Source organism: Nocardia araoensis NBRC 100135 (genome assembly GCF_000308435.1).
Lineage (GTDB): Bacteria > Actinomycetota > Actinomycetes > Mycobacteriales > Mycobacteriaceae > Nocardia > Nocardia araoensis.
The window spans coordinates 30,479-56,286 of record NZ_BAFR01000199.1 but is presented as its reverse complement, the minus strand read 5'-3'; the positions used below and the strand labels follow the sequence as shown (position 1 = coordinate 56,286).

The 25,808-nt window shown below is 67.7% G+C and carries 29 protein-coding genes and 1 pseudogene; 12 read left to right on the top strand and 18 right to left on the bottom strand.

Features of this window, described 5'->3' with window-relative positions:
* Window positions 1–281 precede the first annotated feature (281 nt).
* Window positions 282–998 carry a M23 family metallopeptidase gene (locus ON21_RS25860; protein WP_039801820.1) on the bottom strand — a complete coding sequence of 239 codons (717 nt, stop codon included), beginning with the start codon at window positions 996–998 and terminating at the stop codon, window positions 282–284.
* A 183-nt stretch (window positions 999–1,181) separates the two neighbouring features.
* Here ON21_RS25860 and ON21_RS25855 point away from each other — a divergent pair, with 183 nt between their 5' ends.
* A complete protein-coding gene (locus ON21_RS25855) occupies window positions 1,182–1,499 on the top strand; it encodes an ArsR/SmtB family transcription factor (protein WP_039801818.1) in 318 nt (105 codons plus the stop codon).
* Between the two features lie 33 nt (window positions 1,500–1,532).
* Here the strand turns inward: ON21_RS25855 and ON21_RS25850 are convergent, their stop codons facing one another.
* On the bottom strand, window positions 1,533–2,519 hold the full coding sequence (locus ON21_RS25850) for a glycosyltransferase family 9 protein (RefSeq protein ID WP_039801817.1): 987 nt from the start codon (window positions 2,517–2,519) through the stop codon (window positions 1,533–1,535).
* Window positions 2,520–2,732: 213 nt separating this feature from the next.
* Here ON21_RS25850 and ON21_RS25845 point away from each other — a divergent pair, with 213 nt between their 5' ends.
* The 4 genes from ON21_RS25845 to ON21_RS25830 all read left to right on the top strand — a co-directional run bounded on the left by ON21_RS25845 (window position 2,733) and on the right by ON21_RS25830 (window position 5,593).
* Window positions 2,733–3,323: an HdeD family acid-resistance protein gene (locus ON21_RS25845; protein ID WP_039801815.1), complete on the top strand. Its 591-nt coding sequence runs from the start codon at window positions 2,733–2,735 to the stop codon at window positions 3,321–3,323.
* A 171-nt stretch (window positions 3,324–3,494) separates the two neighbouring features.
* Complete coding sequence (locus ON21_RS25840; protein WP_039801814.1) at window positions 3,495–3,800, top strand: hypothetical protein; 306 nt, start codon at window positions 3,495–3,497, stop codon at window positions 3,798–3,800.
* Between the two features lie 674 nt (window positions 3,801–4,474).
* Window positions 4,475–4,960, top strand: a complete 486-nt coding sequence (locus tag ON21_RS25835) for a DUF4383 domain-containing protein (RefSeq protein ID WP_039801812.1) — start codon at window positions 4,475–4,477, stop codon at window positions 4,958–4,960.
* Between the two features lie 306 nt (window positions 4,961–5,266).
* Complete coding sequence (locus ON21_RS25830; RefSeq protein WP_039801811.1) at window positions 5,267–5,593, top strand: hypothetical protein; 327 nt, start codon at window positions 5,267–5,269, stop codon at window positions 5,591–5,593.
* Window positions 5,594–5,606: 13 nt separating this feature from the next.
* Here the strand turns inward: ON21_RS25830 and ON21_RS37370 are convergent, their stop codons facing one another.
* Both ON21_RS37370 and ON21_RS25825 read right to left on the bottom strand, forming a co-directional pair.
* Window positions 5,607–5,774 carry a DUF4236 domain-containing protein gene (locus ON21_RS37370; RefSeq protein WP_083880898.1) on the bottom strand — a complete coding sequence of 56 codons (168 nt, stop codon included), beginning with the start codon at window positions 5,772–5,774 and terminating at the stop codon, window positions 5,607–5,609.
* Window positions 5,775–5,856: 82 nt separating this feature from the next.
* Window positions 5,857–6,495: a TetR/AcrR family transcriptional regulator C-terminal domain-containing protein gene (locus tag ON21_RS25825; protein ID WP_051021350.1), complete on the bottom strand. Its 639-nt coding sequence runs from the start codon at window positions 6,493–6,495 to the stop codon at window positions 5,857–5,859.
* Between the two features lie 333 nt (window positions 6,496–6,828).
* On the opposite strand from ON21_RS25825, the gene ON21_RS25820 reads away from it, so the two are divergent.
* The 3 genes from ON21_RS25820 (at window position 6,829) to ON21_RS25810 (ending at window position 10,187) form a co-directional block, all read left to right on the top strand.
* The gene (locus ON21_RS25820) at window positions 6,829–7,626 is read left to right on the top strand and encodes an ABC transporter ATP-binding protein (protein WP_051021349.1); all 798 of its coding nucleotides are present in this window, start codon (window positions 6,829–6,831) and stop codon (window positions 7,624–7,626) included.
* Complete coding sequence (locus tag ON21_RS25815; protein ID WP_039801807.1) at window positions 7,626–8,951, top strand: FtsX-like permease family protein; 1,326 nt, start codon at window positions 7,626–7,628, stop codon at window positions 8,949–8,951. The genes ON21_RS25820 and ON21_RS25815 overlap by 1 nt, the downstream gene beginning before the upstream one ends.
* Window positions 8,952–9,344: 393 nt before the next feature.
* Complete coding sequence (locus tag ON21_RS25810) at window positions 9,345–10,187, top strand: patatin-like phospholipase family protein (protein WP_051021348.1); 843 nt, start codon at window positions 9,345–9,347, stop codon at window positions 10,185–10,187.
* Window positions 10,188–10,345: 158 nt separating this feature from the next.
* Here ON21_RS25810 and bfr read toward each other — a convergent pair whose 3' ends face one another.
* From bfr to ON21_RS25790, 4 genes and pseudogenes are all read right to left on the bottom strand, one after another.
* A complete protein-coding gene (gene bfr, locus ON21_RS25805) occupies window positions 10,346–10,825 on the bottom strand; it encodes a bacterioferritin (protein ID WP_039801806.1) in 480 nt (159 codons plus the stop codon).
* Between the two features lie 57 nt (window positions 10,826–10,882).
* Window positions 10,883–11,074 (bottom strand): (2Fe-2S)-binding protein, encoded by a 192-nt coding sequence (locus tag ON21_RS25800; protein ID WP_039801804.1) that lies wholly within the window; start codon window positions 11,072–11,074, stop codon window positions 10,883–10,885.
* 211 nt (window positions 11,075–11,285) lie between these two features.
* Window positions 11,286–11,738, bottom strand: a complete 453-nt coding sequence (locus ON21_RS25795) for a MaoC family dehydratase (protein ID WP_039801802.1) — start codon at window positions 11,736–11,738, stop codon at window positions 11,286–11,288.
* Window positions 11,735–11,973 (bottom strand): annotated as a pseudogene (locus ON21_RS25790) (AMP-binding enzyme); the annotation flags it as partial. The pseudogene ON21_RS25790 and the gene ON21_RS25795, both read right to left, overlap by 4 nt.
* A 155-nt stretch (window positions 11,974–12,128) precedes the next feature.
* Between ON21_RS25790 and ON21_RS25785 the strand changes: the two are divergent.
* The gene (locus ON21_RS25785) at window positions 12,129–13,724 is read left to right on the top strand and encodes a GMC oxidoreductase (RefSeq protein ID WP_083880896.1); all 1,596 of its coding nucleotides are present in this window, start codon (window positions 12,129–12,131) and stop codon (window positions 13,722–13,724) included.
* A 27-nt stretch (window positions 13,725–13,751) separates the two neighbouring features.
* On the opposite strand, the gene ON21_RS25780 is transcribed toward ON21_RS25785, so the two are convergent.
* The 3 genes from ON21_RS25780 to ON21_RS25775 form a co-directional block, all read right to left on the bottom strand.
* On the bottom strand, window positions 13,752–14,009 hold the full coding sequence (locus tag ON21_RS25780) for a cold-shock protein (protein ID WP_051021353.1): 258 nt from the start codon (window positions 14,007–14,009) through the stop codon (window positions 13,752–13,754).
* A gap of 23 nt (window positions 14,010–14,032) precedes the next feature.
* On the bottom strand, window positions 14,033–14,179 hold the full coding sequence (locus ON21_RS38715) for a hypothetical protein (protein WP_157170972.1): 147 nt from the start codon (window positions 14,177–14,179) through the stop codon (window positions 14,033–14,035).
* A gap of 199 nt (window positions 14,180–14,378) precedes the next feature.
* On the bottom strand, window positions 14,379–14,798 hold the full coding sequence (locus ON21_RS25775; RefSeq protein WP_039801847.1) for an Hsp20/alpha crystallin family protein: 420 nt from the start codon (window positions 14,796–14,798) through the stop codon (window positions 14,379–14,381).
* 145 nt (window positions 14,799–14,943) lie between these two features.
* On the opposite strand from ON21_RS25775, the gene ON21_RS25770 reads away from it, so the two are divergent.
* Window positions 14,944–15,321: a MerR family transcriptional regulator gene (locus ON21_RS25770; RefSeq protein ID WP_051021347.1), complete on the top strand. Its 378-nt coding sequence runs from the start codon at window positions 14,944–14,946 to the stop codon at window positions 15,319–15,321.
* 9 nt (window positions 15,322–15,330) lie between these two features.
* Here the strand turns inward: ON21_RS25770 and ON21_RS25765 are convergent, their stop codons facing one another.
* The 6 genes from ON21_RS25765 to ON21_RS25740 form a co-directional block, all read right to left on the bottom strand.
* A complete protein-coding gene (locus tag ON21_RS25765) occupies window positions 15,331–15,750 on the bottom strand; it encodes an ATP-binding protein (protein ID WP_039801798.1) in 420 nt (139 codons plus the stop codon).
* A 338-nt stretch (window positions 15,751–16,088) separates the two neighbouring features.
* Window positions 16,089–16,532 (bottom strand): response regulator, encoded by a 444-nt coding sequence (locus ON21_RS25760; protein ID WP_039801796.1) that lies wholly within the window; start codon window positions 16,530–16,532, stop codon window positions 16,089–16,091.
* Window positions 16,529–18,151 carry a sensor histidine kinase gene (locus ON21_RS25755; RefSeq protein WP_051021346.1) on the bottom strand — a complete coding sequence of 541 codons (1,623 nt, stop codon included), beginning with the start codon at window positions 18,149–18,151 and terminating at the stop codon, window positions 16,529–16,531. The genes ON21_RS25760 and ON21_RS25755 overlap by 4 nt, the downstream gene beginning before the upstream one ends.
* The gene (locus tag ON21_RS25750) at window positions 18,151–19,389 is read right to left on the bottom strand and encodes a PP2C family protein-serine/threonine phosphatase (protein WP_051021345.1); all 1,239 of its coding nucleotides are present in this window, start codon (window positions 19,387–19,389) and stop codon (window positions 18,151–18,153) included. Before ON21_RS25750 ends, ON21_RS25755 begins: the two co-directional genes overlap by 1 nt.
* Before the next feature lie 244 nt (window positions 19,390–19,633).
* Complete coding sequence (locus ON21_RS38710; RefSeq protein WP_157170971.1) at window positions 19,634–19,798, bottom strand: hypothetical protein; 165 nt, start codon at window positions 19,796–19,798, stop codon at window positions 19,634–19,636.
* Window positions 19,799–19,959: 161 nt separating this feature from the next.
* Window positions 19,960–21,009, bottom strand: a complete 1,050-nt coding sequence (locus ON21_RS25740) for a fused (3R)-hydroxyacyl-ACP dehydratase subunits HadA/HadB (RefSeq protein WP_063821134.1) — start codon at window positions 21,007–21,009, stop codon at window positions 19,960–19,962.
* 398 nt (window positions 21,010–21,407) lie between these two features.
* Here ON21_RS25740 and ON21_RS25735 point away from each other — a divergent pair, with 398 nt between their 5' ends.
* A complete protein-coding gene (locus ON21_RS25735; protein ID WP_039801790.1) occupies window positions 21,408–22,928 on the top strand; it encodes a catalase in 1,521 nt (506 codons plus the stop codon).
* Window positions 22,929–23,417: 489 nt separating this feature from the next.
* Here ON21_RS25735 and ON21_RS25725 read toward each other — a convergent pair whose 3' ends face one another.
* Entirely contained in the window at window positions 23,418–24,791 is a 1,374-nt protein-coding gene (locus ON21_RS25725) for a hypothetical protein (RefSeq protein ID WP_039801787.1), read from the bottom strand.
* 110 nt (window positions 24,792–24,901) lie between these two features.
* Here ON21_RS25725 and ON21_RS25720 point away from each other — a divergent pair, with 110 nt between their 5' ends.
* Window positions 24,902–25,804 carry a helix-turn-helix transcriptional regulator gene (locus ON21_RS25720; protein WP_039801841.1) on the top strand — a complete coding sequence of 301 codons (903 nt, stop codon included), beginning with the start codon at window positions 24,902–24,904 and terminating at the stop codon, window positions 25,802–25,804.
* The last annotated feature ends 4 nt before the right edge of the window (window positions 25,805–25,808 follow it).

Sequence of the window (25,808 nt, the reverse complement as noted above, 5' to 3'; positions counted from 1 at the left end):
GGCGCTATTCGCATCTAGTACCCGGGTATCGGTGGGGGTACCGCAGACGCACGTGTGGCCGCATACGGTCGTGTCCTGGCTCGTCGCCGTTCGTCCGGCAGTGGGCGCACGCGATGTGATCCTGTGGCGTGATCGCGGTGTCGTCGCGTTCGGGATGCCCGTTCAGCTCGGAGCAAAGAATCGGGCCGCGAACGCGTCGTTGCGTTCGCGGCCCATCGCCGGCGACGGCGCTGTCGCCGAGTTCGTTCGCGAGCCCCCCATGCCCGCGAACCGGATCGAGATCAGTCCTCTTGGGCGTACCCGACATCGATGCCGCGCCCGGCCAGCCAGGGCCGCGGATCGATCGGTGTGCCGTCGGGCAGCCGGACCTCGTAGTGCAGGTGCGGGCCGGTGGAATAGCCACGGTTGCCGACCGTCGCGATGACGTCGCCCGCGCGGACCGGCTGGCCGACACTGGCGAGGATGTCGTTCACATGCCCGTAGACGCCGATGGTGCCGTCGTCCTGTCGCACGCGCACCCACAGGCCGAAGCCCGAGGCGGGACCGGCGTCGATCACGACGCCGTCGGTGACCGCGGCGATCGGCGCCCCGATCGGGTCGCCGAAATCCAGGCCCGCGTGCATCGCGCCCCAGCGCGTGCCGAAATTCGAGGTGAGTACGCCCGCGGCGGGCCGGACGGTCTTGGGCGGGGCGAAGTCCTGCGCGATGCGGTTGGGATCCCAGGGCGCGGGCATCGGGGCGGCCTGCGGAGCCGGGGTCTGCGGCGGGGTGAAGACGGCGAATCGAGCCATGCCCTCGGCCGGGCGGATCTCGCCCGAGGCGATCTTCCCCGCGACGAGACGGGCGGACGCGTCGGTGTCCTCGTCCTGCTGCGCCGCGGCGAGGATGCCGAAGGATGCGGTGACGACCGCGGACGCGGCGACTACGCGAGCGGCGGCGCTGTCGCGGCGAAACCGCGTCGCGACGCGACGGATCGGTAACGGAAAGGTCACGGGCATGAGTCGAACGTACGGGACCTGTCGTGAGCGTCCGCAATCCTGTGGCAACCGTCACCGTGGGCCAAAAGCCCAGCTCGTCGGTCACGGGAAGGTGACGACAGGCGCCGGATTCCCGAGTGAGCTGGGATGACGATGTCAGGGCGACAGTTGACCGGCGAAACGCCGGATGCGCACACTGTGTGAGTGGCGACTAATGGAGTTCGTGCCCTCACTGCGCTGGCGGACCCGACCCGCCGCGCGATCTTCGAGGCACTGCCGCAGGCCGCACGCTCGGTCGGCGAACTCGCGGAGGAAATCGGCGTGACCAGTTCGGCGGTCTCGCAGCACCTGCGGGTGCTGCGCGAGGCGCGGCTGGTGATGATGCGGCCGGACGGCAATCGCCGGTTGTACTCCCTCGATCCACGTGGTCTCGCCGATGCCCGCGACTATCTCGAGCAGTTCTGGCCGAGCGCGATCGCCGCCTATTCCGCGGCGCTCAGGACCGCCGCGACGGCGACCTGACCGCGGACGGGACGCTCGTCGTCCCGATGGTGGTCATCCCACCCGCCGGTACGCCGTTTTGCGGCGGTCGGTACCCGTGCCGGGCCAACTGCGCTTGCTCAGCTGCTTGTCGACGGCGTTGATCACCTCGGTGACGCCGATCTGCAACAGGCCGGGATCGGGAGTGTCGGCGTCCGGATCGCCGACCTGACCGGTCCACAGCACGGCGTGCCGGCCGAGCAGGTGCGCGGGTGGGCCCGCCCACCGTGGCGGTGTCGGGCCGAACAACAGGACGGTGCGGGTGCCGAACGCCGTGGCCAGGTGCGCCACGCCGGTGTCTCCGCAGATCACCAACGCGGCCTCGGCGACGGTGGCGGCCAGATCGATCAGGTTCTGCTGCCCGGCCAGCACTCGGCCGACCGGCAGGCCGGCCCGCGCGGCGATGCCGAGCGCGAGCTGGCGTTCGTATTCGTCTCCGGTGATGACCACCTCTCGCCCGAGGGTGAGCAGGTGCCGGACGACGGCGGCGAACCGGTCCGGTGGCCAGCGGCGCGCCGGTGCGCCCGCGCCGACGTGCACGACCACGCAGTCGCGACGGCTGGTCGTCGACACCGGCGGAACCAGTCCGAGGTTGCGGCGGTCCGCGCCGATGCCGTCGTACTCCAGCAGGTGACACCAGCGGTCCACCTGGTGCATGTCCGGGTTCCACTCCGGGCCGGACAACTCGGGGAACGCGTGGTTGCGGAAGGTGAGGATGCGTTCGGCCCGGGTCTTGGACAGCGTGACGATGCTCTCGGCGCTCGCGCCGTGCAGGTTGACCGCCAACTCGGGCGGAGGCGCGTCCCAGCGGAGGCTACCCGGATCGGAGGTGGGCACAAGGGCGTCGACCGAGGCGATCAGATCGACGATCGGCTTGAGTCGCAGCGGCGCGGCCAAGACGATGCGATCGTGCGGTTTGGCTCGGCGCAGCGCACGAAGAGCCGGGACGGCGGTGAGTAGATCACCCAGCCCACGCGCCTGCAACACGAGCAGAACCGCCACCCTCTTCTCCTAGCCACCCGAGTCTCACCGAACCCCGACCCACCCGTTCACCCCAGGGGCGCCAACGAAGAGTCACTAAGGGATAACTACCCGGCCGTCCGGATGGCGAAACGTGAAGACAGGACAACGCCGTCGTGCCGGCTGGACAGCCGCGCTGCACTCCAGTCAGCAAATGTCCAGTAAACATATACTGAGCCGCTATAGCATCATGTAATGACGACAAACAGCGTGGTAGAGGGTCCCCTGCAGTCTCTTGCCCGCCGTGCGTGGCAAACCATTCTGCTCACCGGCGTTCTCGCGGTGATCCTCGGCATTCTGATCCTGGCCTGGCCCGATATCACTCTGGCGGCGGCAGGCATCATCTTCGGCATCTACCTGGTGGTCACCGGCTTCCTGCAGCTGATCGCGGCCTTCGGCGCGCCGGCCAGCACCGGCCTGCGGGTGCTGTCGTTCATCATCGGCGTGCTGTCCATCGTGATCGGCGTCTTCTGCTTCCGCGACGAACTGGCCTCGTTGCTGCTGCTCGGATTGTGGATCGGCATCGGCTGGCTGTTTCGCGGGATCGCGCTGCTGGTCGCCGCGATCTCCGAACCGGAACTGCCGGGACGCTGGTGGCAGGTGCTCTTCGGCGTCGTCACCGCGATCGCCGGTGTCGTGCTGATCGTCTGGCCGGTGCAGTCGGTGGCCACGCTGGCGGTCCTGGCCGGGGTGTGGCTGATCATCATCGGCCTCATGGAGGTCATCGTCGCGTTCGGGGTGCGCAGGGAGGCCAAGGCCCTTCGCGGCGAGGGCGCTGTCGCCTGATCGCGATCCCGCTCGGCCGGGCGCCCTCGGTGCCCGGCCGGGCGTTGTCGTGTCTCGTGCGTCTGACCAGCACGGTTCCGCCCGGCTGGAACTCGTGACAGAATCACAGGCGCATTTTCACCAGACGTCGGCTTCGGGGTTGGCCGACATCGAAAAGAACTGGAGGCACGAATGATTCGTACTGCTGGGTTTGTCGGTGCGCTGGCCCTGGCGGGGGCCGCGGCCATGCTGTCGGCGGGGACGGCGCAGGCCGCGGTCGGCACGCTGGGGATCAACGGCGAACTGCACGCGGATCCGGTGGGCTGCCTGAACACCGACGGCACCTTCTACACCACGTTCCAGATCACCGTCGTCAACAGCACCGATCGTGCCGTCACGCTGTACTCCGGACGGGACTGCACCGGTTCCGTGGTCGGTGAGCTGCCCGTGGAGAAGATCGGCTATCTGCCCAAGGGCGGCAGCGTCTCCGTCAGCTGAGCGGTCCGTCGCACCCGCGGCCGCGGCGATGATCCGCCGCGGCCGCGGGGCGGCCAGCCGGATCTCGCCTTCAGCGTGTGCGCGGCCAGTCGCCCCGCGTCGACATGGTGGACTCCGATGTCGCCGATACCGGAACCGGCGTGGCGGCGGCAGAGCGGCGACGCCCCCGCGGATCCCATGCCATCGCCGTCGCCGCTCCTCCGAGCAGGACCACCACGATCATCGCCACAACGCACCAAACCAACACGGTCATCGCCTCCCTGGCATCACCATCCGATGGACAGACTGCGTCGGCTTACCAAGGCGGACAGTTGTTTTCGAGTCGTTGACAGTATTCACCGACCGGGTGGCGCGCGCGAATCCGCGGCGGGGCACCGAATTTCCTCCGAAACGCGCGACCGATTCCGCCGCGGGGGGTGTACCAGCGCGAACGCCGATGCTTCCGGTGGCGTGGCTCCCGGTGTGGCGAGCGGAGGAGATGGGGATCACGGCCGCGCCGCCGCTGCGCGGTATGTGGGTGGGGTCTCAACCGAGCATCTCGTTCGTTCGCTCGCTCTGCCGATTCGATGGCTCAGTGGTCACTCGTCCGCGGTGCTGCCGCTGTTTGCCCCGTTTTCGCCCGGGTAGCACGGTGGGGACGAAGGTCCACCCACACCGAAAGGGCTGGTTCGGCGATGTCCACTTCCACACCCGGCGCGACAACGGATCGACGGTCTCCGCTGCAGGTCGCCGCCACGGCGGTAGGAGCGGCGTTCCTCCTGGTCGGAATCCTCGGGTTCATTCCGGGGATCACCACCCACTACGGTGAGCTCGCTTGGGCGGGACATCACTCCCAGGCCCAGTTGCTCGGACTCTTCAGCGTCTCGGTGCTGCACAACGCGGTTCACCTGGCTTTCGGCATCGCCGGAGTGCTGGCCGCCCGCACCGCCCCATCGGCGCGCGCGTTCCTCGTCGGTGGGGGTGTCCTCTATCTGGTGCTGTGGCTGTACGGGCTCGTCGTGAATCCCGACAGCGATGCCAACTTCGTGCCGCTCGATACGGCGGACAACTGGCTGCACTTCGTGCTCGGTGCGGGCATGATCGCCCTCGGTGTGGTCTTGGCGCGGCGGCCGGTGACCCGAGCGCCCGGATCGGGCGGCCAGACCGGGATTCTGGAGTAGTCGGCGGACCGCGCGTCGGCGGTGCGGCCACAGCGGCACTGTCTCACCCGCGCAGCTATCGAAAGTTGCTGGCAGGGGGCGGATCTCGGTACCCGGCGCGGCCGAGGCGGCGGCGGTACGCTCGGTGCGTGCGATGCCGGGAAGCCGAACGCGTCGAACGCCGCACATGTTGACATCGACTGCTGTTGACAACATATGATGTCAATAACATGCTCCCCCTGCGATCCGATGCGTCGACACGGCGCGAGCCGCAGGGAGCGCAGGTGCTTCGACGACTTCAGCAACGACCGCGGCAAGGGAGTACCGATGAGGGCCAAACCACCCGCGCTGGGATATCTCCGCAAGGACGTCTCGGGTGTGTCCCAGGACTGGGATGAAGCGCAGATGCGGAGTTTGGCCAAACGTCTGGGCTATGAGCTGTGTAAGACGGTGACCTTCGGCGCCGGTACCGACGCGCCGGTCGATCGCCTGATCGAAGTCGTGCGCACCTTCGGCGTCGACGCCGTGATCGCGCCGGGTCTGCATCACTTCGGCAATGCGGTGCCGGGTGAACTCGTCGAGGTCTGTGACCTGATCACGGTGACGCCCCAGCGGACGTACTCCCGTTCGGCGCTGTCGCGGGTCTGGGCCTGAATCCGCGGTCCGCTCAGCGCTGGCGCCAGCCCAGCGGACCGGGCAGGTCAACACTGTTCTTCTTGGTTCGGGAATTCCACGACCACGGACCGATCTTGATACTCCACGACGACAGGCCCGATTGGGTGAAGTTGAGTTTCAGCGGCCCGAACGATTTGCGCTGACGATATCTGATTGGCATTATCAGCCTCCCTGACTCACCCCCCAGCGTAACCGATCCGATTGTCCCGCAGGGGTTTCGCTGGTCAGGGCGTCCCAGCGCATCAGTGGGCGTCGCGCTCGACGATGATGTTCTCGACGCCGTCGAGCAGGCACCGCAGTCCGAATTCGAAAATGCTGTGCGGCTGAGAGGCTTCCAGGGCGTCGTCCCCGAACCGCGCGATCATCGGAAGCGCGCCCGAGGCGAACGCCTCCTGGATTCTCCCGGTGCGGGCGTCCAGCCATTCCTCGCGGGTGTTCTTCGCGAATTGTTCCCGGGCAAGCGGATACGCCGAGCTTTGGGTGTGGGTCGAAACCATGATCGCGATCCGGACCATGGTGGGGAAGTCGAGGCCGAGGTCGTCGACCGCGCGGATGCGCCAGTCGGTGTAGGCCATCAGCCGCGGCGCGATCGGTGGTCTGGTCGTCAGCGCGAAAAGCTCTGGCACCCAAGGATGATCGCGGTAGATTTGCCATTCTTGCCGCGCGGAGAGTTCCAGCTTGGCTCGCCAGCCCGGCGGGCCGGGTTCCGGTAGCGGGTGATCGCCGAAGACCGCGTCGATCATCAGCCGACCGAGTTCTTCCTTTCCCGAGACGTAGCGGTAGAGGGACATCACGCCGACATCGAGTTCGGCGGCGGTGTGGCGCATGGAGAGGCGGAAGCCGCCTTCGCGATCGACCAGTTCGATCGCTGCCCGAACCACGCGATCGACGGATAGTCCGGCGCCCGCCGCCTCCGCGGACGCGGGTGCCTGTCGCTGTTTCGCCGCCACGCGTTCGCGGTACGCCCGCGCGCGGCATGCGCGGGAACAGTATCTGGCGGGTCTGCCGCGTGCTGCGGGCGCCAGTTCCCGGCCGCAGATCTGGCAGGTCGGCATCCTCGCCCTCTTTTCGTCACGGTCTTCTCTGTGGTGACGAAAGTCTACCTTGGGGTGGTCCGGAGGTGAAAATCGTGCTCTATCTGACATACATGCTGGTAAAGACCTTCTCAATGACTCGATGCGACATATCCGGCGGGCGCTCGTTACCATGCAATTATGACTCGTACGGTGTACTCACGGAATGTGCCGCAGGCGCCACTCGCGCGCTACTGCGTGGAGCTGCGTCAGGTGGTGAAGGTGTACGGCGAAGGGCCTGCCGCGGTCAGGGTCCTCGACGATGTGAGCCTGGGTTTTCCGCGGCGCACCTTCACGGCGGTCATGGGACCGTCCGGTTCGGGCAAGAGCACGCTGCTGCAGTGCGCGGCGGGGCTGGACCGGCCGACGTCCGGCTCGGTCTCGATCGAGGGCACCGAGCTCACGACGCTCGACGAGACCACGCTGACACGCCTGCGTCGCGATCGCCTCGGCTTCGTCTTCCAGTCCTACAACCTGGTTCCCACTTTGACCGCGGCGCAGAACGTCACGCTGCCATTGGAATTCGCTTCCCGTCCGGTTCCGGCCGACGCCGTCCGCGAGGTACTGGCGCGGCTGGGCCTCGAGCGATATGCGCGGACGCGGCCCGCGGCGCTGTCGGGTGGTCAGCAACAGCGCGTGGCAATCGCGCGCGCATTGCTGAGCGCGCCCGACGTGATCTTCGCCGACGAACCGACCGGCGCCCTCGACAGCCGTGCCGCCGCCGAAGTGCTCGGTCTGCTGCGGGAAGCGGTCGACAGGGACGGGCGCACCATCGTGATGGTCACCCACGATCCGATCGCCGCGGCCGTGGCCGACGCCGTGGTGTTCTTCGCGGACGGACGGGTGGTGGACATGCTGTCCCGACCCAGCGCCGACGTGGTGGCGGCACGGATGGCGCGGCTGGGTGACGGCTCCGCCGCACGGGGTGGTGTCCGGTGATGTGGCGGTTCGCCCTGCGTACGGTCCGAGCGCGCGTCTCGGCGTACATCGCTTCGGCGTGCGTGATCGCGGCTGGAACCACGCTGCTGATCGCCTTCGCCACACTGGTCGAGACCGGTATCGCGGTACCGCAAGGAGAATCGCTCGCGATCCTGGCGGCGATCATGGGTGGCTGGACTGTCGTGGTCGTGGCTTTCGGAATCGCCGCCACGGTCGCACTCGTCGTTCAGCAGCGCACCCGGGAGTTGGCCCTGATCAGATTGATCGGCGCTGTTCCCCGGCAGGTGCGCGCACTGGTGCTCGTGGAGACTTGCGCGGTCGCGTTGCCCGCGATGATCGTCGGCCTGCTACCGGGAATCGGACTCGGGACATTCCTGCTCGACCGGATGATCGCGTTCGGTGTGGTCGACGAGCCGATCCAGCTCGCCGTGAACGAGAGGACGATCGCTGTGGGCGCGGCCGTCTCGTCGCTGTCGGCGATGGCGGCCGCGGGGCTCGCGGGTAGGCGCGCCGCGATGGTCGCGCCGGTGCTCGCGCCGGCCGGGGCCTCGGGCGCGGAGGCGGTCGCGGTCTCCCGGGCGAGGTCGATCCTCGGCGGGGCATTCCTGCTGATCGGATGCGGCTGCGGAATCGGCACGCTGTTCATGGCCGACGGGCCCCTCCTGGCCGCCGGAGCCGGACCCGCGTGCATCGGTGTCGCGATCGGCCTGGCTCTCCTGAGTCCACTGGCCATCGCGCCGCTCGGCGGCCTCGCGGCCCGGCTGCCGAGCAGCGTCGGCAGATTGGCTCTGCGTAATCTGGCCGCTCGCGCGGCGGACGCGAGTACGGTCGTCGGCGCACTGACCCTGCTCATCGGCATCGCCACCGGCACGCTGTATATGCAGAGCACCGAGGACAGCATCGCGGACCGCGCCGCGGACGACATCGGTCCGCAGTTCGCGGCCGCCAATTACCTTGTCGTGGCGATGATCATCGCATTCTGCTCGATCACGGTCGGCAACTCGCTGATCGCGGCCACCTGGGAACGTCGCAGAGAGTTCGGCCTGCTTCGCCTGACGTCATCGACGCGTCGGCAAGTGCTGGGGACGGTGGTGGTCGAGAGCACCGCGGCGACCGGCATCGCGATCGTTCTCGGCACGATCGCTGCGGCGGCCACCGTCGTTCCCTACAGCATCGTCAAAACCGGGTCGCCGATCCCGGCCGGTCCGTGGTGGATGTATCCCGCGATTGTCGCGGCGGGCTTGTCGATCGCTCTGGCCGCGACGGCGTCGACAAGTCTTCGTGCCACCCGGATGCGACCGCTTGTTGCCCTGACGACACCGTGAGCCCGCGCAATCGCGGAGCCGTATTCGCTGAGCCCGGACAGATCGCGGGATCCCCGCGTCGGCCGCCAGTCCGACCTCGCGCTCCGGCGCGCGGGCACCATCGGCTCGGGCCTGAAAGGTTGGGTGGGCACATTCGTCATGGCGCCGCACAACACGAAGATCGTACGGCGCAGCAACGGGTTGTTCGGATGGGTCTATGGCGAGAACCACGCGAATGCGCGCGACCGGAATGACCATCGATGTCGCGGGACCTGACCGTGGGTGAGGCGAGTGCTGCGAATGCGGGGGAGATCGGTGGAGATCGTCGAAGGGGCGGGTGAGGCAGCGGCGTGAGCCACGACGATCACCCGCCGTAGGAGTTGGGAGCCGCGCTTCGGCGGATAGGCTGGCGGCATGTCGGACACGATGGCAGCCAATGGTTTCTCGGTCGCGCTCGTGCTGGGCGGGGGTGGTCCGGTCGGTATTTCGTGGTTGACGGGACTGGCCGTCGGGCTGCGGGACAACGGTGTCGACTTGTCGTCGGCCGACCGGTTCGTGGGGACCTCCGCCGGGGCGGTCGTCGGCGCGGTCCTGGCCGACGGCGGTGATCCGGCGCGATTGTTGCGGCCACCGTCCCCGTCGGCGGCGCCGGTGCGGGCGGATCCGGCGCGCATGGCGGAGATATTCGCCGTGCTGCGTGCCCCGGGACAGGATCCGGCCCAGGCGCGCCGCCGCGCGGGGGAGCTGGCGCTGGCCGCGCAGGCCGGTGACCCGGACGAGCACATCGCGCGGATCGGCGGGCTGGCCGGTGTGGCGCAATGGCCCGCGCGCGATCTCATCGTGACCGCCATCGACATCACCACCGGTGAACTGCGGGCATGGACCAGGGACGGCGCGGCGTCGTTGCCCGCGGCGCTGGCGTCGAGCACCTCGGTGCCCGGCGTCTTCCCGCCGATCCCGATCGACGGCCGCCACTACATCGACGGCGGGTTGCGCTCGCCGGTCAACGCGGACCTGGCCGCGGGCGCGGATGTCGTGGTGATTCTCGAACCCTTGGCGCACATGTTCCCGCGCATCCCCAGCGATCGCGAATTGGGCTCGGCGACAGAGATTTCCATAGTCCCCGACGAGGAAGCCGTCGCCGTGTTCGGACTCGACCTGTTCGACGCGGCGGCGCTGGCTCCCGCCTATGCGGCGGGTGTGCGTCAGTCGGCCGACGCGGCGACGCGACTGAAAGACGTCTGGCTCAACGGCTGATCAAGGCTCTCCCGCTGAGCGAGCCACACTGAATCGGGCACTGTTCGGTACGCGCCCGCCGAGCACCGGAGGCGGCTGGCCCGGCGTTACGCCTCGGCATAGCGCGTGGGGGCGTAACGCCGGTGCGGTCTCTCCGCGTCGCACCGGGAAGCAGCCGATCAGTCGTCCGGAGTCTCGGTGAAGCGCTGGAGATACAGGGGCTCACCCAGTTTCTCCACCAGATCGAGCTCGGTTTCCAGGTAGTCGACGTGCTGCTCTTCGTCTTCGAGGATCTGCTCGAAGATGCGAGCGGAGGTCACGTCGCCGCGCGAACGCATCAACTCGATGCCCCGGCGAAGCCGTTCGACCGCTTCCATCTCGATCTGCAGGTCCGCCCGCAGTTGCTCGGGCACCGATTGCCCGATGCGCAGAGGGTTGAGCTTCTGGTAGTTCGGCAGGCCCTCCAGGAAGAGGATCCGGTCGGTGAGGATCTCGGCATGTTTCATCTCATCGATGGACTCGTGCCGAGTATGCCGGGCCAGCTTGGTAAAGCCCCAGTTCTCCTGCATCTTGGCGTGCAGGAAGTACTGGTTGATCGCCGTGAGTTCGGCCGTCAGCTGCTCGTTGAGCAGCGCAACGATGTCCTTGTCGCCGTCCATAGCAGCGATCGTGGCACAAAATGCGCGCAGCGGCCGGCAGACCGCCTGGTGTGTCGACTAGGCGGCCGAGGGTTGCGCTTCGGCGGACGCCCGTGCGCGGCCGAACACCTCGGCCAGGCGCGCCGTGCAGCTGCCGCAGCCGGGCTTCCATCCGCAGGCGTTCTTCACCTGGCGGATGCTGTCGGCGCCCGCGGAAACGCAGGTGTGCACGTCACCTTCGGACACCGCGTTACAAATGCAGACGTACATGAAGCCTCACAACAGGGTCACCTTATCGCTGAGGTTAGCCTCGACTAACGAGGTAAGCCTCCCCTAATGTATAGCAGTTCCGAGCGGCGGTGTGAAGCCCGGTGCCGGCGGACGCAGCCCCGTGTCGCATCGATGATTCGCCCGCCGCGCCGGCGCGCCTCGGTGTGCGGGCTGCCGGACTGCGTGGCGCGTTGCGAATCAGCATCCGCCGTCAGGCCAGATAACGGACCACGTGCTCGGCGACGCAAGCCGGCTTGTCCGCGCCCTCGGCGGTGATCGTCACGGTGCGTTCGACTTGGACCCCGCCCGGCACATCGGTGACGGCGGTGAGCGCGACGGTGCCGCGCACCCGGCTGCCGACCCGGACCGGGCTGATGAAGCGGACCTTGTTCAGCCCGTAGTTGATCGCCATCCGTGCCGCGGGCACCGACATCAGCTGCTGGCTGATCGGAGCGAGCAGCCCGAGGGTGAGGAACCCGTGTGCGATGGTGGCGCCGTACGGGCCGTCGGCGGCGCGGGCGGCATCGACGTGGATCCACTGGTGATCGCCGGTCGCCTCGGCGAACAGGTCGATGCGCCGCTGATCGATCTCGAGCCACTCCCCGGGCCCGAGCACGGTCCCCACCGCGGCGCGCAGCGCGTCGAAATCACGGAACTCGGTCATGCGGCATCCTTTCTGCGGGTGGCGTGTGCACGATATCCAGCGCGCGAACGCCGTACCGCATCTGGTGGTTTCATCACCTTGCCGGTTGCGTTGAGCGCGATTTTGTAGACGGCCATCCGGTCCCGGCTCCGGGCGATCAGGTCGTCCTCGGCGACCGGGCGCTTGGTCACCACGAAGGCCCGGCCGACCTGCCCGAACCGCTCGTCGGGCACCCGATGACGGCGTCCTGCGCGACCTGCATCCGTCGCCATCGGACCACGCGCGGGATTGTGACCTGTGCTACATATCCGACCACCACCGGACACGTATGTCCGGTTATATTACTGTCCCGTAGCGGCCATGGTCGGCCGCGCGAGATCCGAGCTCGCGCCTGATCTTCGAGGGTGTGTGATGTCAGCAATTTCGCGCCGGTCACTGTTGACCGGGGCAGCCGCGGCGGGTGGCCTGTTGGTCGCCTCGCGCTACGCGAACACGACGAGTCCGATCGCCGCGCGGGTGAACAGCGTTCCGCTCACCCGTGAAGAGCATCGAGTGGTCGTCATCGGATCGGGGTTCGGCGGTGGTGTCACCGCGTTGCGCCTGGCCGAAGCCGGAGTGCGGGTCCTGGTGCTCGAACGAGGTCTGCGCTGGCCGACCGGCCCGAACGCGGAGACCTTCCCGCGCGCTTCGGCGCTGGACAAGCGGGTGCTCTGGTACAAGTCCAGCCCGGTGTTGTTCGGCAAGCCGTTGGTATTCGAGCCGTACACCGGCCTCGTGGAGGCGGTGCCCGGTACCAACATGACCGCGCTGTGCGCAGCGGGCGTGGGCGGCGGATCGCTGGTCTATCAAGGGATGTCCCTGCAACCGACGCGGGAGGTGTTCGATACCCACTTCCCCGAGGCCTTGGACTGGGCGACGATGGATCGGGTGCACTACCCGCGGGTGGCACGCATGCTCGGCTTGGCCGTCGCCCCGGACGAGCTGGTCGACAGTCCCAACTACGCGGCGGCCCGAGTCTTCGCCGACCATGTGCGCGGCGCCGGGCTTCCGCTGTCGAAGGTCCCCATGCCCATCGATTGGAACTTCGCCCTGGCCGAGCTGCGGGGCGAGATGAAGCCTTCCTACACCAACGGCGACGGCGCCATGGGGGTGAACAACGGCGGCAAGCATTCGGTCGACGTCACCTACATCGCCGCCGCCGAGGCGACCGGCTTGGTGACGGTCGAGCCGCTGCACCAGGTCACCGACGTCGAGCGCGCCGCGGACGGCAAGTGGATCGTCCACGTCGAACGCCTCGACACCAGTGGCGCCGTGCTGGAGAACAAGATCATCACCACCGGCGCGCTGGTGCTGGCCGCCGGAAGCCTCAACACCACCCGGCTGCTGGTGCGCGCCTCGGCGAAAGGCCTCATCCCCGATATGCCCGATGGGCTCGGGCAGGGCTGGGGCACCAACGCCGACCGCATCTACCTGTGGACCGATCCGACCGCGAATTTCGGTGCGGAACAGGGCGGCCCGGTCGTCTACGGAAGCAAGAACTGGTCCGACCCGCACGCCGCCCACACTGTGATCCAGGCGTCCATCCCGCCGATGGGCTCCGACGCCAACAGCACCATGATGGTCGGGTACGGCGTCAGCGACGGCCGTGGGCACTTCGTCTACGACGCGGCCCGCGACGACGCCGTTCTGCAGTGGCCGCAGGACGGGGACAGCTACATCCAGGACAATCACATCGGCCCGGCCGCCCACCGGATCGCAGGCCCGACAGGCATTCTCACCGACACCAATCTGCTGTTCCCCTCGACCTGGCATCCCTTGGGTGGCGCGAGTATGGGGGCCGTCTGTGATCTGGAAGGCCGGGTGCACGGCCAGCGGGGCCTGTACGTGCTCGACGGTGCGCTCATGCCCGGGAACACCGCGGCGTGCAACCCGTCGATGACCATTGCCGCCGTAGCCGAGCGCGCCTTGGACAGCGTGGTCGCAACAGACGTGGGCACGGTCATCTGACCGCTTCGGCCGCGCCGGTGGCCGTGGTCAGGCATAGGGCGGCACTGGGCGCACCGCCGTGGCTTCCGGGCCGCGTTTGCGCATGGTGGCGGTGAACACCACGGGCTGACCGGCGTGCAGCGATTTGTATCCGGTGGTCTCGATGCTGGTGTATTCGACGAAGACCTGCGTGGGATCGTCTTCGGGTTGCAGGAACCCGAAGCCTTTCTCGATGTTGAACCAGACCACCGTGCCGCGGCGCCAGTATTCCGCCGGGGCACGGTGGCGGTGGGGCTGGTCGGTCACGAAAGTCAAGGATAGAGGCCGGATCACGCGGCCGGGTCCGAGTGCATGATCCGCCGCCACCAGCTGTCCAGCGGGCTCGGGTCGGGCCAGATGATCGCGGCTTCGGCGGAAGCCCCGGTTCCGGTCTCGGTCGTTGCGAGCATGGGGTCGCGTGCTTCGGTGGATGCCATGATCGGATGCTCCATCAGGTGGTCCGTTCGCAAGAAAACCTCTATGCGATAACCTTTTTCGCTCCCGCAGCGTGCGGGCCCGGAACTCCGGGCCCGCACGGAATGGTGGGATGACACTCGTCGCAGTTCGGTTTCGATATCACTGGCTTCGACATCACCTCGCTTCCGATTGCGGTCGACTCTCGCGGTCGACGGCTGCTCAGGCGTCGATCACCTTGTGCCCGTTACCGCGACCGATCTCGATCTTGCGCGGCTTGGCCTTCTCCGCCACCGGAATCGTGAGTCGGAGAACGCCGTCGGTGTAGTCGGCGCGAATCTTGTCGGTATCGAGGTTCTCGCCCAGGAACAGCTGACGGCTGAACACGCCGCGGGCTCGTTCCGCGGCGATCATCTCCCGGCCGGAATCGAGTTCGGGACGGCGCGCGCGTACCGTCAGCACATTGCGCTCGATATCCAGGTCCAAGGATTCGGGATCGATGCCGGGCAGGTCGAACTCCACGACGAATTCCTCGCCCGCGCGCCAGGCATCCATCGGCATCACCGCGGGATGCGCCTTCGTGCCGAACACCTGCTGCGTCAGACGGTCCAGATCGCGGAACGGATCGGTGCGCATCAGCATGGTCGCCACCTCCAGATCACTCCATTCTCCGTAGTAGGAGCCAGATAACCTCTGTTGTCTGGCATAGATTTTTTGTACCACTTCAGGAAGTTGAGTGCAAGGCGCTAAACTAGGAAATCTGTCGGCCGAAGTGAAGTGAGGATGGATGGCGCAGGACAGGAGCGACTCGGGGCATCTGCCGGATCCCGGCCAAGCGGTGTACGGCATTTCCGTCGCCGCCGGGCTGGCCGGAATCGGCGTGCAAACGCTTCGGCTCTACGAGCGTCACGGATTGCTGACTCCCGCGCGCAGCGACGGGGGCACCCGCCGCTACAGCGGCAACGATCTGGCGCGGCTGCGGCGGATCACCGACTTGGTCGCCACGGGCGTGAACCTGGCCGGCGTCCGCCGCATCCTCGACTTGGAGGACGCGAACGCCGACCTGCACGCGGACAACGACCGGTTGTACGCGGACAACGACCGGCTGCAAGCCGACAACACCCGCCTACGCGACGCGCGCAACGATCCGTCGGGCCCGGCCTAGGGTCAGGGACTATCCCGAGAAGGGGGTGCGCAGCTCGACCACCGTGCCGGAATCGCCGGTGGTCACGGTGACTTCTGGAATGAGTGCGCGGATCAGCGGCATGCCCCGCCCGCGCAGCGAATCGGCCTGCGGATCGGGCTGTTTCCACCGGCCGCTGTCGGAAATGGTGACCCGCAGTTCGTCGCCGTCGATCGACGCGCGCAAGCGGACCACGCCGCCGTCGCCCTGATGACCGTGCTCGACGGCGTTGGTGCACGCTTCACTCACGGCGAGCAGTACGTCGTAGGCCGGGGCCGCGGCCATGCCGCACTGGGCGAGCCATTCCTGCAGGGCGTGCCGCACGGTGGCCAATTGCACCGCCTCGGCGGGAAAGTCCACCTCCAGCGGCGCCACGGCGTTGGGTAGCGGGGCCCGCTCGCCCGCGTTCACGAGCGCGCGCCAGCCGCCGGGGACGGATTGCGTCTGTCGCGGCCCGGTGTTCTCGTCGTGCCCTGCCAGTGGCGTCGATGCGCCGTCACCTCGTTACCTCCCTGTCGGGGATCGGTGCGCTGTACCCACGCCACGCCGAGCAGGTGGACCGCCATCGGGCTCGGCTGTCGTGTTCGCCGTGCGTGTGCCATATTGCCCGAAGCTATACCCAGTTGATCATTCCCCATTCATCGCCGCGGTCCCGTCCGTGAGAACCCACGGCTTTCCTGGCGCCGGTGCAACCGTAAATCGCTGTGCCACAGACCCCGGAAGCGGCCGGGGCACCGCGGCGAGCGCCATCAGAGAGTCTGGCGCGGCAGCCGGACGACCTGGACGAAGAAGTCATCGATCTGCTTGATGGCGGCGACGAACTGGTCGAGGTCGACCGGCTTGGTGACGTACGCGTTCGCGTGCAGCCGGTAGCTGCGCAGGATGTCCTCTTCGGCCGCCGATGTCGTGAGCACGACCACCGGGATGTGCGACAGATCGGGATCGGCTTTGATCTTCTCCAGCACCTGCCTGCCGTCGTATTTGGGCAGGTTCAGGTCGAGCAGGATAAGATCCGGCCGCGGCGCATCCGGGTACCGCCCTTGACGATAGAGGAATTCGAGCGCCTCCTCGCCGTCCCTGGCGACGTGCAAGGTATTGCCGATCTTGTTGTCCTCGAAGGCTTCGCGGGTCATCAGCTCGTCGCCGGGATCGTCCTCGACGAGCAGGATGTCGATGGGCTGGCCGGAGGTCATGCGGTGGCTCCTTCGGGGACGGGGAGTTCGGGGGTACGGGTGGAGCTGTCGGAATCGGCGGTGCGCAAGGTGAAACAGAAGCGCGCCCCCCGGGTGTAATCGGTGTCGATCCAGATCCGGCCGCCGTGATACTCCACGATTTTCTTGCAGACGGCCAGCCCGATACCGGTTCCGGTGTACTCCTCCCGACTGTGCAGCCGCTGGAAGATGACGAACACCTTCTCGGCGAATTCGGGTGCGATCCCGATGCCGTTGTCCGAGACCGACAGCAGCCAGCCGTTGCCGTGCTCGTCCGGTTCGCAGGTGATCTCGATCTCCGGTGCGCGGTCGGGCTCGCGGAACTTGATGGCGTTGGCGATCAAGTTCTGCCACAGCATGGTCAGCAGTGTCGGATCGCCGACGATCTCGGGCAGCTCGTCCGGCCGCCGGATGCTGGTGGCGGTGTCATCGATCGCCGCGGACAGATTGGTCAGGGCCTTGTCCAGGGACTGGCCGAGGCCGGTGGGTTCGGTGCGGTCGGTGATGCGGCCGACGCGGGAGAAGGTGAGCAGGTCGTTGATGAGCACCTGCATCCGCTTGGCGCCGTCGACGGCGAAGTCGATGTACTGTTTGCCGCGCTCGTCGAGTTTGTCGCCGTAGCGCTTCTCCAGCAGCTGGCAGAACGACGCCACCTTGCGCAGCGGCTCCTGTAGGTCGTGCGAGGCGACGTAGGCGAACTGCTCCAGTTCCGCGTTGGACCGGCGCAATTCGACGGCCTGCAGGTCCAGATCGGTTTTCTGCTCGGCGAGCGCGGCTTCCTTGGCCCGCGAGGAGTCCAGCTCGGCCACGATGCGGCGGCGCATGCTCTCCACCGCGTTCGCGACGGACGCCAGGTCGGCGGGGCCGTGGACGTCGATGTGATGCTCGAAGTCGCCGCCCGCCACCCGCAGCGACGCGTCCGTCAGGGACCCGAGGGGGCGGGCGATCAAGCGCCGGACCAGCACGGTCAGCAGCACGCCGGTCAGCAGGAACGCCACCACCATCCCGGCCAGCACGGCGTCACGGACCGTGCGGGTGTGCGTGAGCTCGTCCTCGTCGCGCGCGATGGCCGCGGCGAGACTGCTGTTCTGAGCATCGAATCGCCTCCGCAAGTCGTCGAACAGCGGTTTACCGCGGCCGGTGGTGGGCTCGATACCGCGGGCCGACCCGGAGTCCAACCCCGCGACCAGCGGCTCCGCGTACTCGGTGCGCCACCGCTGCGCGGCCTGCTCCACGACGTCCAGTTCGTCGAGCAGCGGCTGCCGGTCGGCGAGCAGCTCCCGCAGGCGGGCAACCGACTGTGCTTCGTCGCGGGTGCCGTTCCGGTAGGGCTGCAGGAACTGCGGGTCGGCGGTGATCCCGTAGCCGCGCAAGCCGGTCTCCTGGTCGACCAGGGCACTCTGCAACCGGTAGGCCTCGGCCGCCGCGGGCAGCGACTTGTCGAGCAGCCGATCGGTCACGCGATTGGTCTGCGCGATCACCTGCGCGCCCGCCACCGTGCCGATGATCACCACCAGCACCATCGCGGCCAGCACCAGCTGGAACCACGCCTGGGCGGTCAACCGCGCGCTGAGCGGCGGTCGTCCGGTCGTCGTCGTCATCAGTTCTGGTCCTGTCCTTGTCTGTCGCTGTTCCATCGCAGATACAGAATGGCGACATCGTCGTCCAAACCGCCGGACGCACCCGCCAGTGCCTCCACACGGCCGATCAGCTCGTCGACGAACCAATCGGGATCCCCGGCTCGCACGGCGCGCGCGACCTCCATCAGCCCTTGTTCGCCGAGCCGTTCCCGGTCGGTCCCGACCCGTCCCTCGAACAGGCCGTCGGTGAACACCATCAGCCCTGAGCCCAGCGGCAGGTCCAGATCGTGGACCGGCCACTCGGCGCGACCGGGCAGGAAGCCGAGGGCAGGCCCGCCGGGCACCTCCACCCAGGTCAATCCGGAGGACGAGCGCAGCAGCATCCCCGGGTGCCCGGCCCGCAGCACCTGTGCGCGGCGGTCGCCCGGATGCAGCATCAGGCTCGTGACGGTCGCGAAGGTCTGTTTGCCGGTGCGTTCGGCCAGCAGCACTTGCTCGAGCAACCGCAGTTGCCGTGCGCCGGTCACCCCACTCAGCACCAAGGTGCGCCAGGCGAGGCGCAGCGCCACGCCGGTCGCCGCTTCGTCCGGGCCGTGGCCGGAGACGTCACCGATGACGGCGTGCACCGTGCCGTCCGCGTCCTGCACGACATCGTAGAAGTCGCCGCCGAGCAGTGAATGAGCCCGGCCGGGACGGTAACGCGCCACGACATCGACGACCCGCTGTCCCCGCAGCAGCGGGGTGGGCAGCAGTCCGCGTTCCAGCCGGGCGTTCTCCTGCGCGCGCATATTGCTCGCCTGCAGGGCCGCGCTGGTGCGCTCGGCTTGCTTGCGCTGGATGGCGTAGCGCACGGCACGCCCGAAGAGTTCGGGCTCGACCCGGCCTTTGACCAGGTAGTCCTGGGCTCCCGCCGCGACCGCGGCCAACCCGGTCTGCTCCTGGTCGAGTCCGGTCAGCACCACGATCGCGACCTGGTCGGTGTGGCTGCGGATGCGCTCCACCGCCTCGAGCCCGTTGGCATCGGGCAGATGCAGGTCCAGCAGCACGCAGTCGGGCTCGGCGGAGGCGAGGTGCTCGGCGGCTTCGGCCAGCGACCGGACCCAGTCCAGCCGCAGGCCCGGAGCGCCGTCCAGGACCAGTTCCTCCACCAGCAGCGCGTCCCCTGGATCGTCCTCGATCAGGAGCACCGAAGGTTGCTGCCACGGCCAATCCGCGCCGACGAGCACCTCGGGATCGTCCTCGGCCCCGTCACGCCGCATGGGCACCACCGGTCACCGGTGCAAATGTGGCGGAACGAGTGACAGCACTACCGCCGTCGTCGGCGAACACCGACAACCCGGCCTCCGATCACCAAAGGGCGGCCCCAGCGCACGCCGACTGTCTCAGCGGCCGCTTGCTGGACCGAGAGGCAGCCAAGATCGTATCCGATTCTCCACCTGACCGAGACATGACGGTGTTCACCTGGGCGGACGCGGAGGTGAGCGCGGAAGGGGCGCCGGAAGGTCAGACCGTGGTGCCCGTCAGCCGCGCGGTGTTCCGCTCGCCGGCTCGGAGCGCGCCATCGCGGCGCGGAGAGCGGAGTTCGGCCAAGCTGCGGGCGACGACCGTGGCATGGACCGCGATGACGGCAAGGGAAGCCGAGCCGATCACAGCAAGAAGCACAACCACGACAGATACCGGTCCTTTCGGGTGCGAGCGGGCCGGTTGCCCGCTCGATCGAGTGCCGAGTTCGCGTCCGCCGATCTCGGCGGGTGCGAACTCCGCCTCCAACGTGCCCGCGTTGCTCCGGCCCAAACACATCGATGCCGCCGGCTTCCACGGGGGTGTGATCACGCGAGGACGACCTCGGCCGTCGCGCGACCGAAGATCTTGTGTCCATCGTGCTCGGCGGTGACCGCGATGGTGGCGGTGCGTTTGTCCGGGTCCAGGTGTTTCACCCGGCCCGAGAATTCGATCCGGCCGCCGGTCGCGCCGACGTGCACGGGATTGGTCAGGCGCACGTTGTAGGAGCGCAGGGCGCCGGGGTCGCCCAGCCACGAGGTGAGCAAGTCCACACTGAGCCCGATGGTATACAAGCCCTGCGCGACAACGCTTTCCAGTCCCATCCTCGCGGCTGCGTCGGTGCTCCAATGGATGGGGTTCGGGTCTCCCGCCACCCCGGCGTAATTGACCAGGTCGCCTCGGCGCACCGTGAGGGTGCGTCCGGGAAGCTCCGTTCCGGGGCGCACGGTGTCGAACCGCCGTACCCGCGGACTCGCAGGTGGGGGCGGGATGCGGTGCGCGGGCTCGCTGTCGTCCCCGACGTAGCGCGGGGGCGGGACGCGGCGCTGTTGCCGCGCGTCCGGGCGTACTCCCTGCATGACCACCGCGTCGAACCAGGTCGGCAGGGCCTCGTCGGCCCGCCCGACCAAGCTGGTCCGGGAGGTGAGGACCGGCCGATCGTCCTGGTCCACGATGGTCTGGCGCAGGACGATGAGGTCGCCGCCGAACGCGTGCCGGAACGAGTCCAGGCACATCTCGAAACCGATGCGGTCGCCGGCCAGCAGCGGGCGGTGGAATTCGATCATCTGATCGGTCTGGATGGTCCGGCTCAAGTCGTAGCCGGGCAGGAGCGTGTCGAACACCTCGGCGTAGGCGAGATACCCGGGCACCGCGCCGAAGGTCGGCGGCGCGACCAGCCTGCCGTAGCCGAAGTCGGCCGCATCCGCCTCCGACCAATGCGCCGGGTGATGGTTGCGCACCGCGCGGGCGTACTCGCGGACCTTTTCGCGGCCGACCTCGTAGCGATCGCCGCTGCGATACCGGCGCCCGACCATCGAGGCGGGCACCGCGGCGTCGGTCACGTCGTTCGCACCTGATGTGGTGGGGAGTCTGGACATCGCGGGGGAATCTACCCAAGCGACGGCGGAATTCCGGTCAGCCCGCTTCGCACGCCGTTTCGCGCCGACGCGGCCCGGCTGGGCATCGGACGCCGCACCCAAGAGCCTCCGTTGCTGATCGTCCGCGCCCGGATCCGGCATCGCCGGTGGTGCCGATCCGGTCGCACATCGTCGTGGAGGGCCTGGTCAACGGCAGTTTGAGCAATGCGACCCTGGGAAGTCGATGGAGAGGACCGACGGGACGGGTATCGACCTTCGGTCGACCGACGCCGCATCGGGTGCCGCCCGTCGAGCGCGGGAGCCTACCGGCAGGCCACGTGGCAGTCGGGTCGGCGACGCCGTTCGTCCTGCGGTCTCGTCGCAGGCCTTTCGCCCGCGGCTCGTAGGAGAGGAGAGAGATGTCTGTTCCGAACTACACCACCGACGACGCCGGGATCCCGGTCCCCAGCGACGAGCACTCACTGACCGTCGGGCCGGACGGGCCGATTCTGCTGCAGGACTGGTATCTGATCGAAAAGATGGCGGCGTTCAACCGGGAACGGGTGCCCGAGCGCCAGCCACACGCGAAGGGCGGCGGCGCGTTCGGCGTCTTCGAGGTCACCCACGACGTGAGTGCCTACACCATGGCCGAGGTGTTCCAGCCGGGGAAGAAAACGGAGATGTTGGCCCGGTTCTCCACTGTCGCCGGCGAGCGCGGAAGCCCTGACACCTGGCGTGATCCGCGCGGTTTCGCGCTGAAGTTCTATACCGAGCAGGGCAACTTCGACATGGTCGCGAACAACACGCCGATCTTCTTCGTCCGTGATCCGATGAAATTCCAGGACTTCATCCGTTCGCAGAAGCGCCGTGCCGACAACAATCTGCGCGATCACGACATGCAATGGGACTTCTGGACGTTGTCGCCGGAATCCGCGCACCAGGTGACCTGGTTGATGGGGGACCGGGGCATCCCGCGCACGTGGCGGCACATGAACGGGTACTCGAGCCACACCTACATGTGGGTGAACGCCTCCGGGGAACGGTTCTGGGTCAAGTACCACTTCAAGACCGATCAAGGCATCGAGTTCTTCACCCAGGACGAAGGCGACCAGATGGCGGCGATGGACACCGACTATCACACCCGCGATCTGTGGGAATCGATCGAAGGCGGCAATTTCCCCAGTGGGACGTTGAAGATGCAGATCATGCCGTTCGACGAGGCGAAGTCCTATCGGTTCAATCCCTTCGACCTGACCAAGGTCTGGCCGCACGGCGACTATCCGCTGATCGACGTCGGCAGGATGACGCTCGACCGTAACCCGGCGGATTACCACACCGAGATCGAACAGGCGGCATTCGAGCCCAGCAACTCGGTGCCCGGCACCGGGCCGAGCCCGGACAAGATGTTGATGGCCCGCTGGTTCTCCTATCCCGACGCGCACCGATACCGCATCGGGGCCAATTACAAAGAACTCCCGGTCAATACGCCGCACGCCACCACCGTCCGCTCGTACAGCAAGGACGGCGCGCTGCGCCACCACAACCCGGGCGATCCGGTCTATGTCCCGAACTCGAAAGGTGGCCCGCACGCGGATCCCGCCGTCGCGGGTCCGCCCGCGACATGGCACGCCGACGGTGAGCTCGTGCGCTCGGCCTACACCTTGCACCGGGACGACGACGATTGGGGCCAAGCGGGCACGATGGTCCGTGACGTGCTCGACGACGCGGCACGCCAGCGGCTGGTCGACAACATCGTGGGCCACCTGCTGAACGGCGTCAGCGCGCCGGTGCTGGAGCGGGCCTTCGAGTACTGGCGCAATGTCGACAAGAATCTCGGCGACCGGGTCGATGCCGGGGTGCGCGCGAAACAGGGCGAACTCGATCCGAAGGCAGCCGGGCAAGCGAATCCGGCTCGCTCGTCGGCGCAAGCGAAAGCTTGACCTTCGTTGTTTTTTCGTTATGCCCCCGTCGTGTGTCCCGCGCGGGCTCGTCGAGTGCGTGCGGGAGCATGACTCTCCGGATCCAGTGGAACGCAAGCACCGCGGTGTTTCGAACGAATTCGAGGCTCGGCGACGTCCCGTGTCACCGGATGGGTCGTACCGGGCCTGCCGACGCAGATCGGAGGACCGCACTATGGCGTTCGACGCCGATGTTCGACCTGATCAACGCTCGCAACGTGGTGCATGGCACGCCTGGACGATCGCCGCGGGGGTCGTCGCCGCGGCAGCGGTGTTCGCGGCCGCTCCCGCCGCCGCGCAGCCGTCGTCCCTCGGTACGCCCGATATCCCGGTGGAAGTGCCCATTCCCGGTGGATTTCAGGGTTTCTCGGAGATTCTGCGATTCACTCCACCCGCGCCGCCGGTACCGCAGATGCCGCTCGGTCGACCTCTGCCGCACGCCAGAGGTCACGTCAGCGATGCGCGAGTCGCCTAACCAGGTTCCATGCGCCCATGCCGAACCGTCGACGCCGCGCTGGAGATCGTCTGTCGCGCCGCCGCCATGTCGGCCGTAGCACGGCGTTGCGCGGGTGCTCTTCTCCTCCTGGGAAGAGCGCGGAGGCCGAGTCCGACCCCGCAGCCGACCGTGATGGCGAACGCCGCCCATTCGGAGCCCGAAACAACGGTGATCGGGCCCCAATCCTGCACATGGCGCGGCGAGACCATCGTCCAGTCGAACGACTCGGTACGAATGGGCGCCACAGTCGAGGGGCGCCAGAGGAGAGCGATCGCGAGAATGCTGCCCGCCGTTCGCGGCTGGAAGCAGGCCGCGCAATAGCCCGCGATGACGGCGAGCGCGGCCGTGACGATATTGCGCATGCCACCTGGCGGAGCGACGGCGGCGAACAGCGCGACCGTCGCCAGCAAACCAGCGCCTACCAGCGGATCCGCCGCTCGGATTCGGGTTCCGACGAGATATCCCAGCAGGATCAGGCCCAGTAGTAGCGGCACGCTCCATACCGGTCGCGGGCCGTTGCCCACAGCGCTGCCGGTGGCGCTGAGCCCGACCGCGAGGTAGATCGCGATCCCGTCCCGGCGCGGTAGCAGCCAGGCGGCGACGGTCGTGGCCAGCAGCGTGCACAGTGCCGTCGCGATGAGCTCGACGCTGCCGTCGCCGTGACGGAAGCGCCACTCCGCGACGGCCAATTCGGTCATGACGAGCACGATCGCGGCGATGACCGGGCTGAGCGGCAACTCCGGATAGACCGGTTCCGGCGTGAACCGGTGCCGGGTGACCACCTGGCATGCCAGGATGAGCCCGGCCACCGCCGCCAACAACCACAAAGGCTGTGTTTCCAACACCGACCACACGTGTGGCTCGGCCGTCGCCCGATGCGGGTTGCCCAGCAGCCCCGACGCCTGCGAGAGCGTGATGACCACGAAACAGCCGACCGCGCCCAGCACGAAACCGGTCGCGGGCACGCGGTGGCCGAGTACCGCCACGCCCGTCGCGCCGAGCAGGACGCCGCTGCCGATCGCGTCGAGATAGGCGGTGGTCGTCAGGATGTCGGGCGAGGCGCTGTGCGCTTCGACGGTGTGTGTGACGAACAGCAGCGATGTCGCCGCCAGCGCGATCCACCACGCGGTACGCGCCCGGGCCAGACTGACCGCGACCACCGCGGTCACCGCCGCGACCAGCACACCGATCGCCGCCTCCCGCGGCACACTCGAGACCAGTCGATTCACCTGATACGGCGTGCAATGGCAGGTCCTGCCGAAGCTGAGCGGCACGACCAGCAACAGCCCGGCCACCGCGGTGGCCAGGAACGCGGTGACGCCTTCGAGTGCCTCACGCCATCGCACCATTCCACAGTCGTACCCAGCCGCGACGAACTGAACATCCCGCGCCGCACCACGCCGAAACTGGTACTGGCAGCACCTGGATACTTGTGTCGCGGTAGGGGATGATCTCTGAAATGACCGAAGTCGTCGACGTGCAGGCGGTGCGCAAGGCGCGGCGTGCCGAACTCGGAGCCTTCCTGAAATCCCGGCGCGCCCGAATCTCGCCGGCGGATGTCGGATTGCCGCCCGGGCCCCGCAGACGTACTCCAGGGCTGCGTCGCGAAGAGGTCGCCCAGCTGGCCGGGATCGGAATCACCTGGTACACATGGCTGGAACAGGGGCGCAGCATCAACGTGAGTGTTCAGGTGTTGAATGCGGTGGCGCGGACGTTGTCGTTGGATGCGGCGGAGAAGGCGCATTTGTATCGGTTGGCGGATGTGCCGACGGTGCCTTCGGTGGAATCCGGGTCGGCGTTGCCGGAGGAGTTGCAGGTGATTTTGGATCATCTGGAGCCGTTGCCGGGGGTGGTGTTGAGTGCCAGGTATGACGTGTTGGCGCACAACTCTTCGTATGAGGCGTTGTGCCCGGGGTTTCTGGCGGGGGAGCGGAATGTGGCGCGTCGGGTGTTCTTGACGCCGGAGTGCTGTAACGCGTATCGCCATAATTGGGATGATCTGCGGCGGATGGTGGGGTATCTGCGTGGGGCGTATGCGAAGAATCTTGGTGATCCGGGGTGGGAGGGGTTCATTTCGGAGTTGTGTGGGGAGAGTGAGAGTTTCGCGTCGTTGTGGGCGTTGAATGATGTGGCGGTGCCGGTGAGTCGGACGAAGTCGGTGCGGAATTTGGCGGTGGGGGAGTTGGAGATGTTTTTGACGAGTATGTCGTTGCCGTCGGTGCCGAATGCGTGGATGCAGGTGTATACGCCGACCGATGAGGTGGCGTGGGGGAAGTTGCGGGAGTTGTTGGCGATGAGTGCGGAGGAGCGGTCGCGTCCGTGGGCGGAGCATCGGGAGCTGTACCACGCGGCGGCGGGGTGAGGAC

What these genes read in the sequence shown, in the direction of transcription:
- ON21_RS25860 (WP_039801820.1), bottom strand. Translation starts at nt 998, where the DNA reads ATGCCCGTGACCTTTCCGTTACCGATCCGTCGCGTCGCGACGCGGTTT.
- ON21_RS25845 (WP_039801815.1), top strand. Translation starts at nt 2,733, where the DNA reads ATGACGACAAACAGCGTGGTAGAGGGTCCCCTGCAGTCTCTTGCCCGC.
- ON21_RS25840 (WP_039801814.1), top strand. Translation starts at nt 3,495, where the DNA reads ATGATTCGTACTGCTGGGTTTGTCGGTGCGCTGGCCCTGGCGGGGGCC.
- ON21_RS25835 (WP_039801812.1), top strand. Translation starts at nt 4,475, where the DNA reads ATGTCCACTTCCACACCCGGCGCGACAACGGATCGACGGTCTCCGCTG.
- ON21_RS25830 (WP_039801811.1), top strand. Translation starts at nt 5,267, where the DNA reads ATGAGGGCCAAACCACCCGCGCTGGGATATCTCCGCAAGGACGTCTCG.
- ON21_RS37370 (WP_083880898.1), bottom strand. Translation starts at nt 5,774, where the DNA reads ATGCCAATCAGATATCGTCAGCGCAAATCGTTCGGGCCGCTGAAACTC.
- ON21_RS25820 (WP_051021349.1), top strand. Translation starts at nt 6,829, where the DNA reads ATGACTCGTACGGTGTACTCACGGAATGTGCCGCAGGCGCCACTCGCG.
- ON21_RS25815 (WP_039801807.1), top strand. Translation starts at nt 7,626, where the DNA reads ATGTGGCGGTTCGCCCTGCGTACGGTCCGAGCGCGCGTCTCGGCGTAC.
- ON21_RS25810 (WP_051021348.1), top strand. Translation starts at nt 9,345, where the DNA reads ATGTCGGACACGATGGCAGCCAATGGTTTCTCGGTCGCGCTCGTGCTG.
- bfr (WP_039801806.1), bottom strand. Translation starts at nt 10,825, where the DNA reads ATGGACGGCGACAAGGACATCGTTGCGCTGCTCAACGAGCAGCTGACG.
- ON21_RS25800 (WP_039801804.1), bottom strand. Translation starts at nt 11,074, where the DNA reads ATGTACGTCTGCATTTGTAACGCGGTGTCCGAAGGTGACGTGCACACC.
- ON21_RS25795 (WP_039801802.1), bottom strand. Translation starts at nt 11,738, where the DNA reads ATGACCGAGTTCCGTGATTTCGACGCGCTGCGCGCCGCGGTGGGGACC.
- ON21_RS25785 (WP_083880896.1), top strand. Translation starts at nt 12,129, where the DNA reads ATGTCAGCAATTTCGCGCCGGTCACTGTTGACCGGGGCAGCCGCGGCG.
- ON21_RS38715 (WP_157170972.1), bottom strand. Translation starts at nt 14,179, where the DNA reads ATGGCATCCACCGAAGCACGCGACCCCATGCTCGCAACGACCGAGACC.
- ON21_RS25775 (WP_039801847.1), bottom strand. Translation starts at nt 14,798, where the DNA reads ATGCTGATGCGCACCGATCCGTTCCGCGATCTGGACCGTCTGACGCAG.
- ON21_RS25770 (WP_051021347.1), top strand. Translation starts at nt 14,944, where the DNA reads ATGGCGCAGGACAGGAGCGACTCGGGGCATCTGCCGGATCCCGGCCAA.
- ON21_RS25760 (WP_039801796.1), bottom strand. Translation starts at nt 16,532, where the DNA reads ATGACCTCCGGCCAGCCCATCGACATCCTGCTCGTCGAGGACGATCCC.
- ON21_RS25755 (WP_051021346.1), bottom strand. Translation starts at nt 18,151, where the DNA reads ATGACGACGACGACCGGACGACCGCCGCTCAGCGCGCGGTTGACCGCC.
- ON21_RS25750 (WP_051021345.1), bottom strand. Translation starts at nt 19,389, where the DNA reads ATGCGGCGTGACGGGGCCGAGGACGATCCCGAGGTGCTCGTCGGCGCG.
- ON21_RS25740 (WP_063821134.1), bottom strand. Translation starts at nt 21,009, where the DNA reads ATGTCCAGACTCCCCACCACATCAGGTGCGAACGACGTGACCGACGCC.
- ON21_RS25735 (WP_039801790.1), top strand. Translation starts at nt 21,408, where the DNA reads ATGTCTGTTCCGAACTACACCACCGACGACGCCGGGATCCCGGTCCCC.
- ON21_RS25725 (WP_039801787.1), bottom strand. Translation starts at nt 24,791, where the DNA reads ATGGTGCGATGGCGTGAGGCACTCGAAGGCGTCACCGCGTTCCTGGCC.
- ON21_RS25720 (WP_039801841.1), top strand. Translation starts at nt 24,902, where the DNA reads ATGACCGAAGTCGTCGACGTGCAGGCGGTGCGCAAGGCGCGGCGTGCC.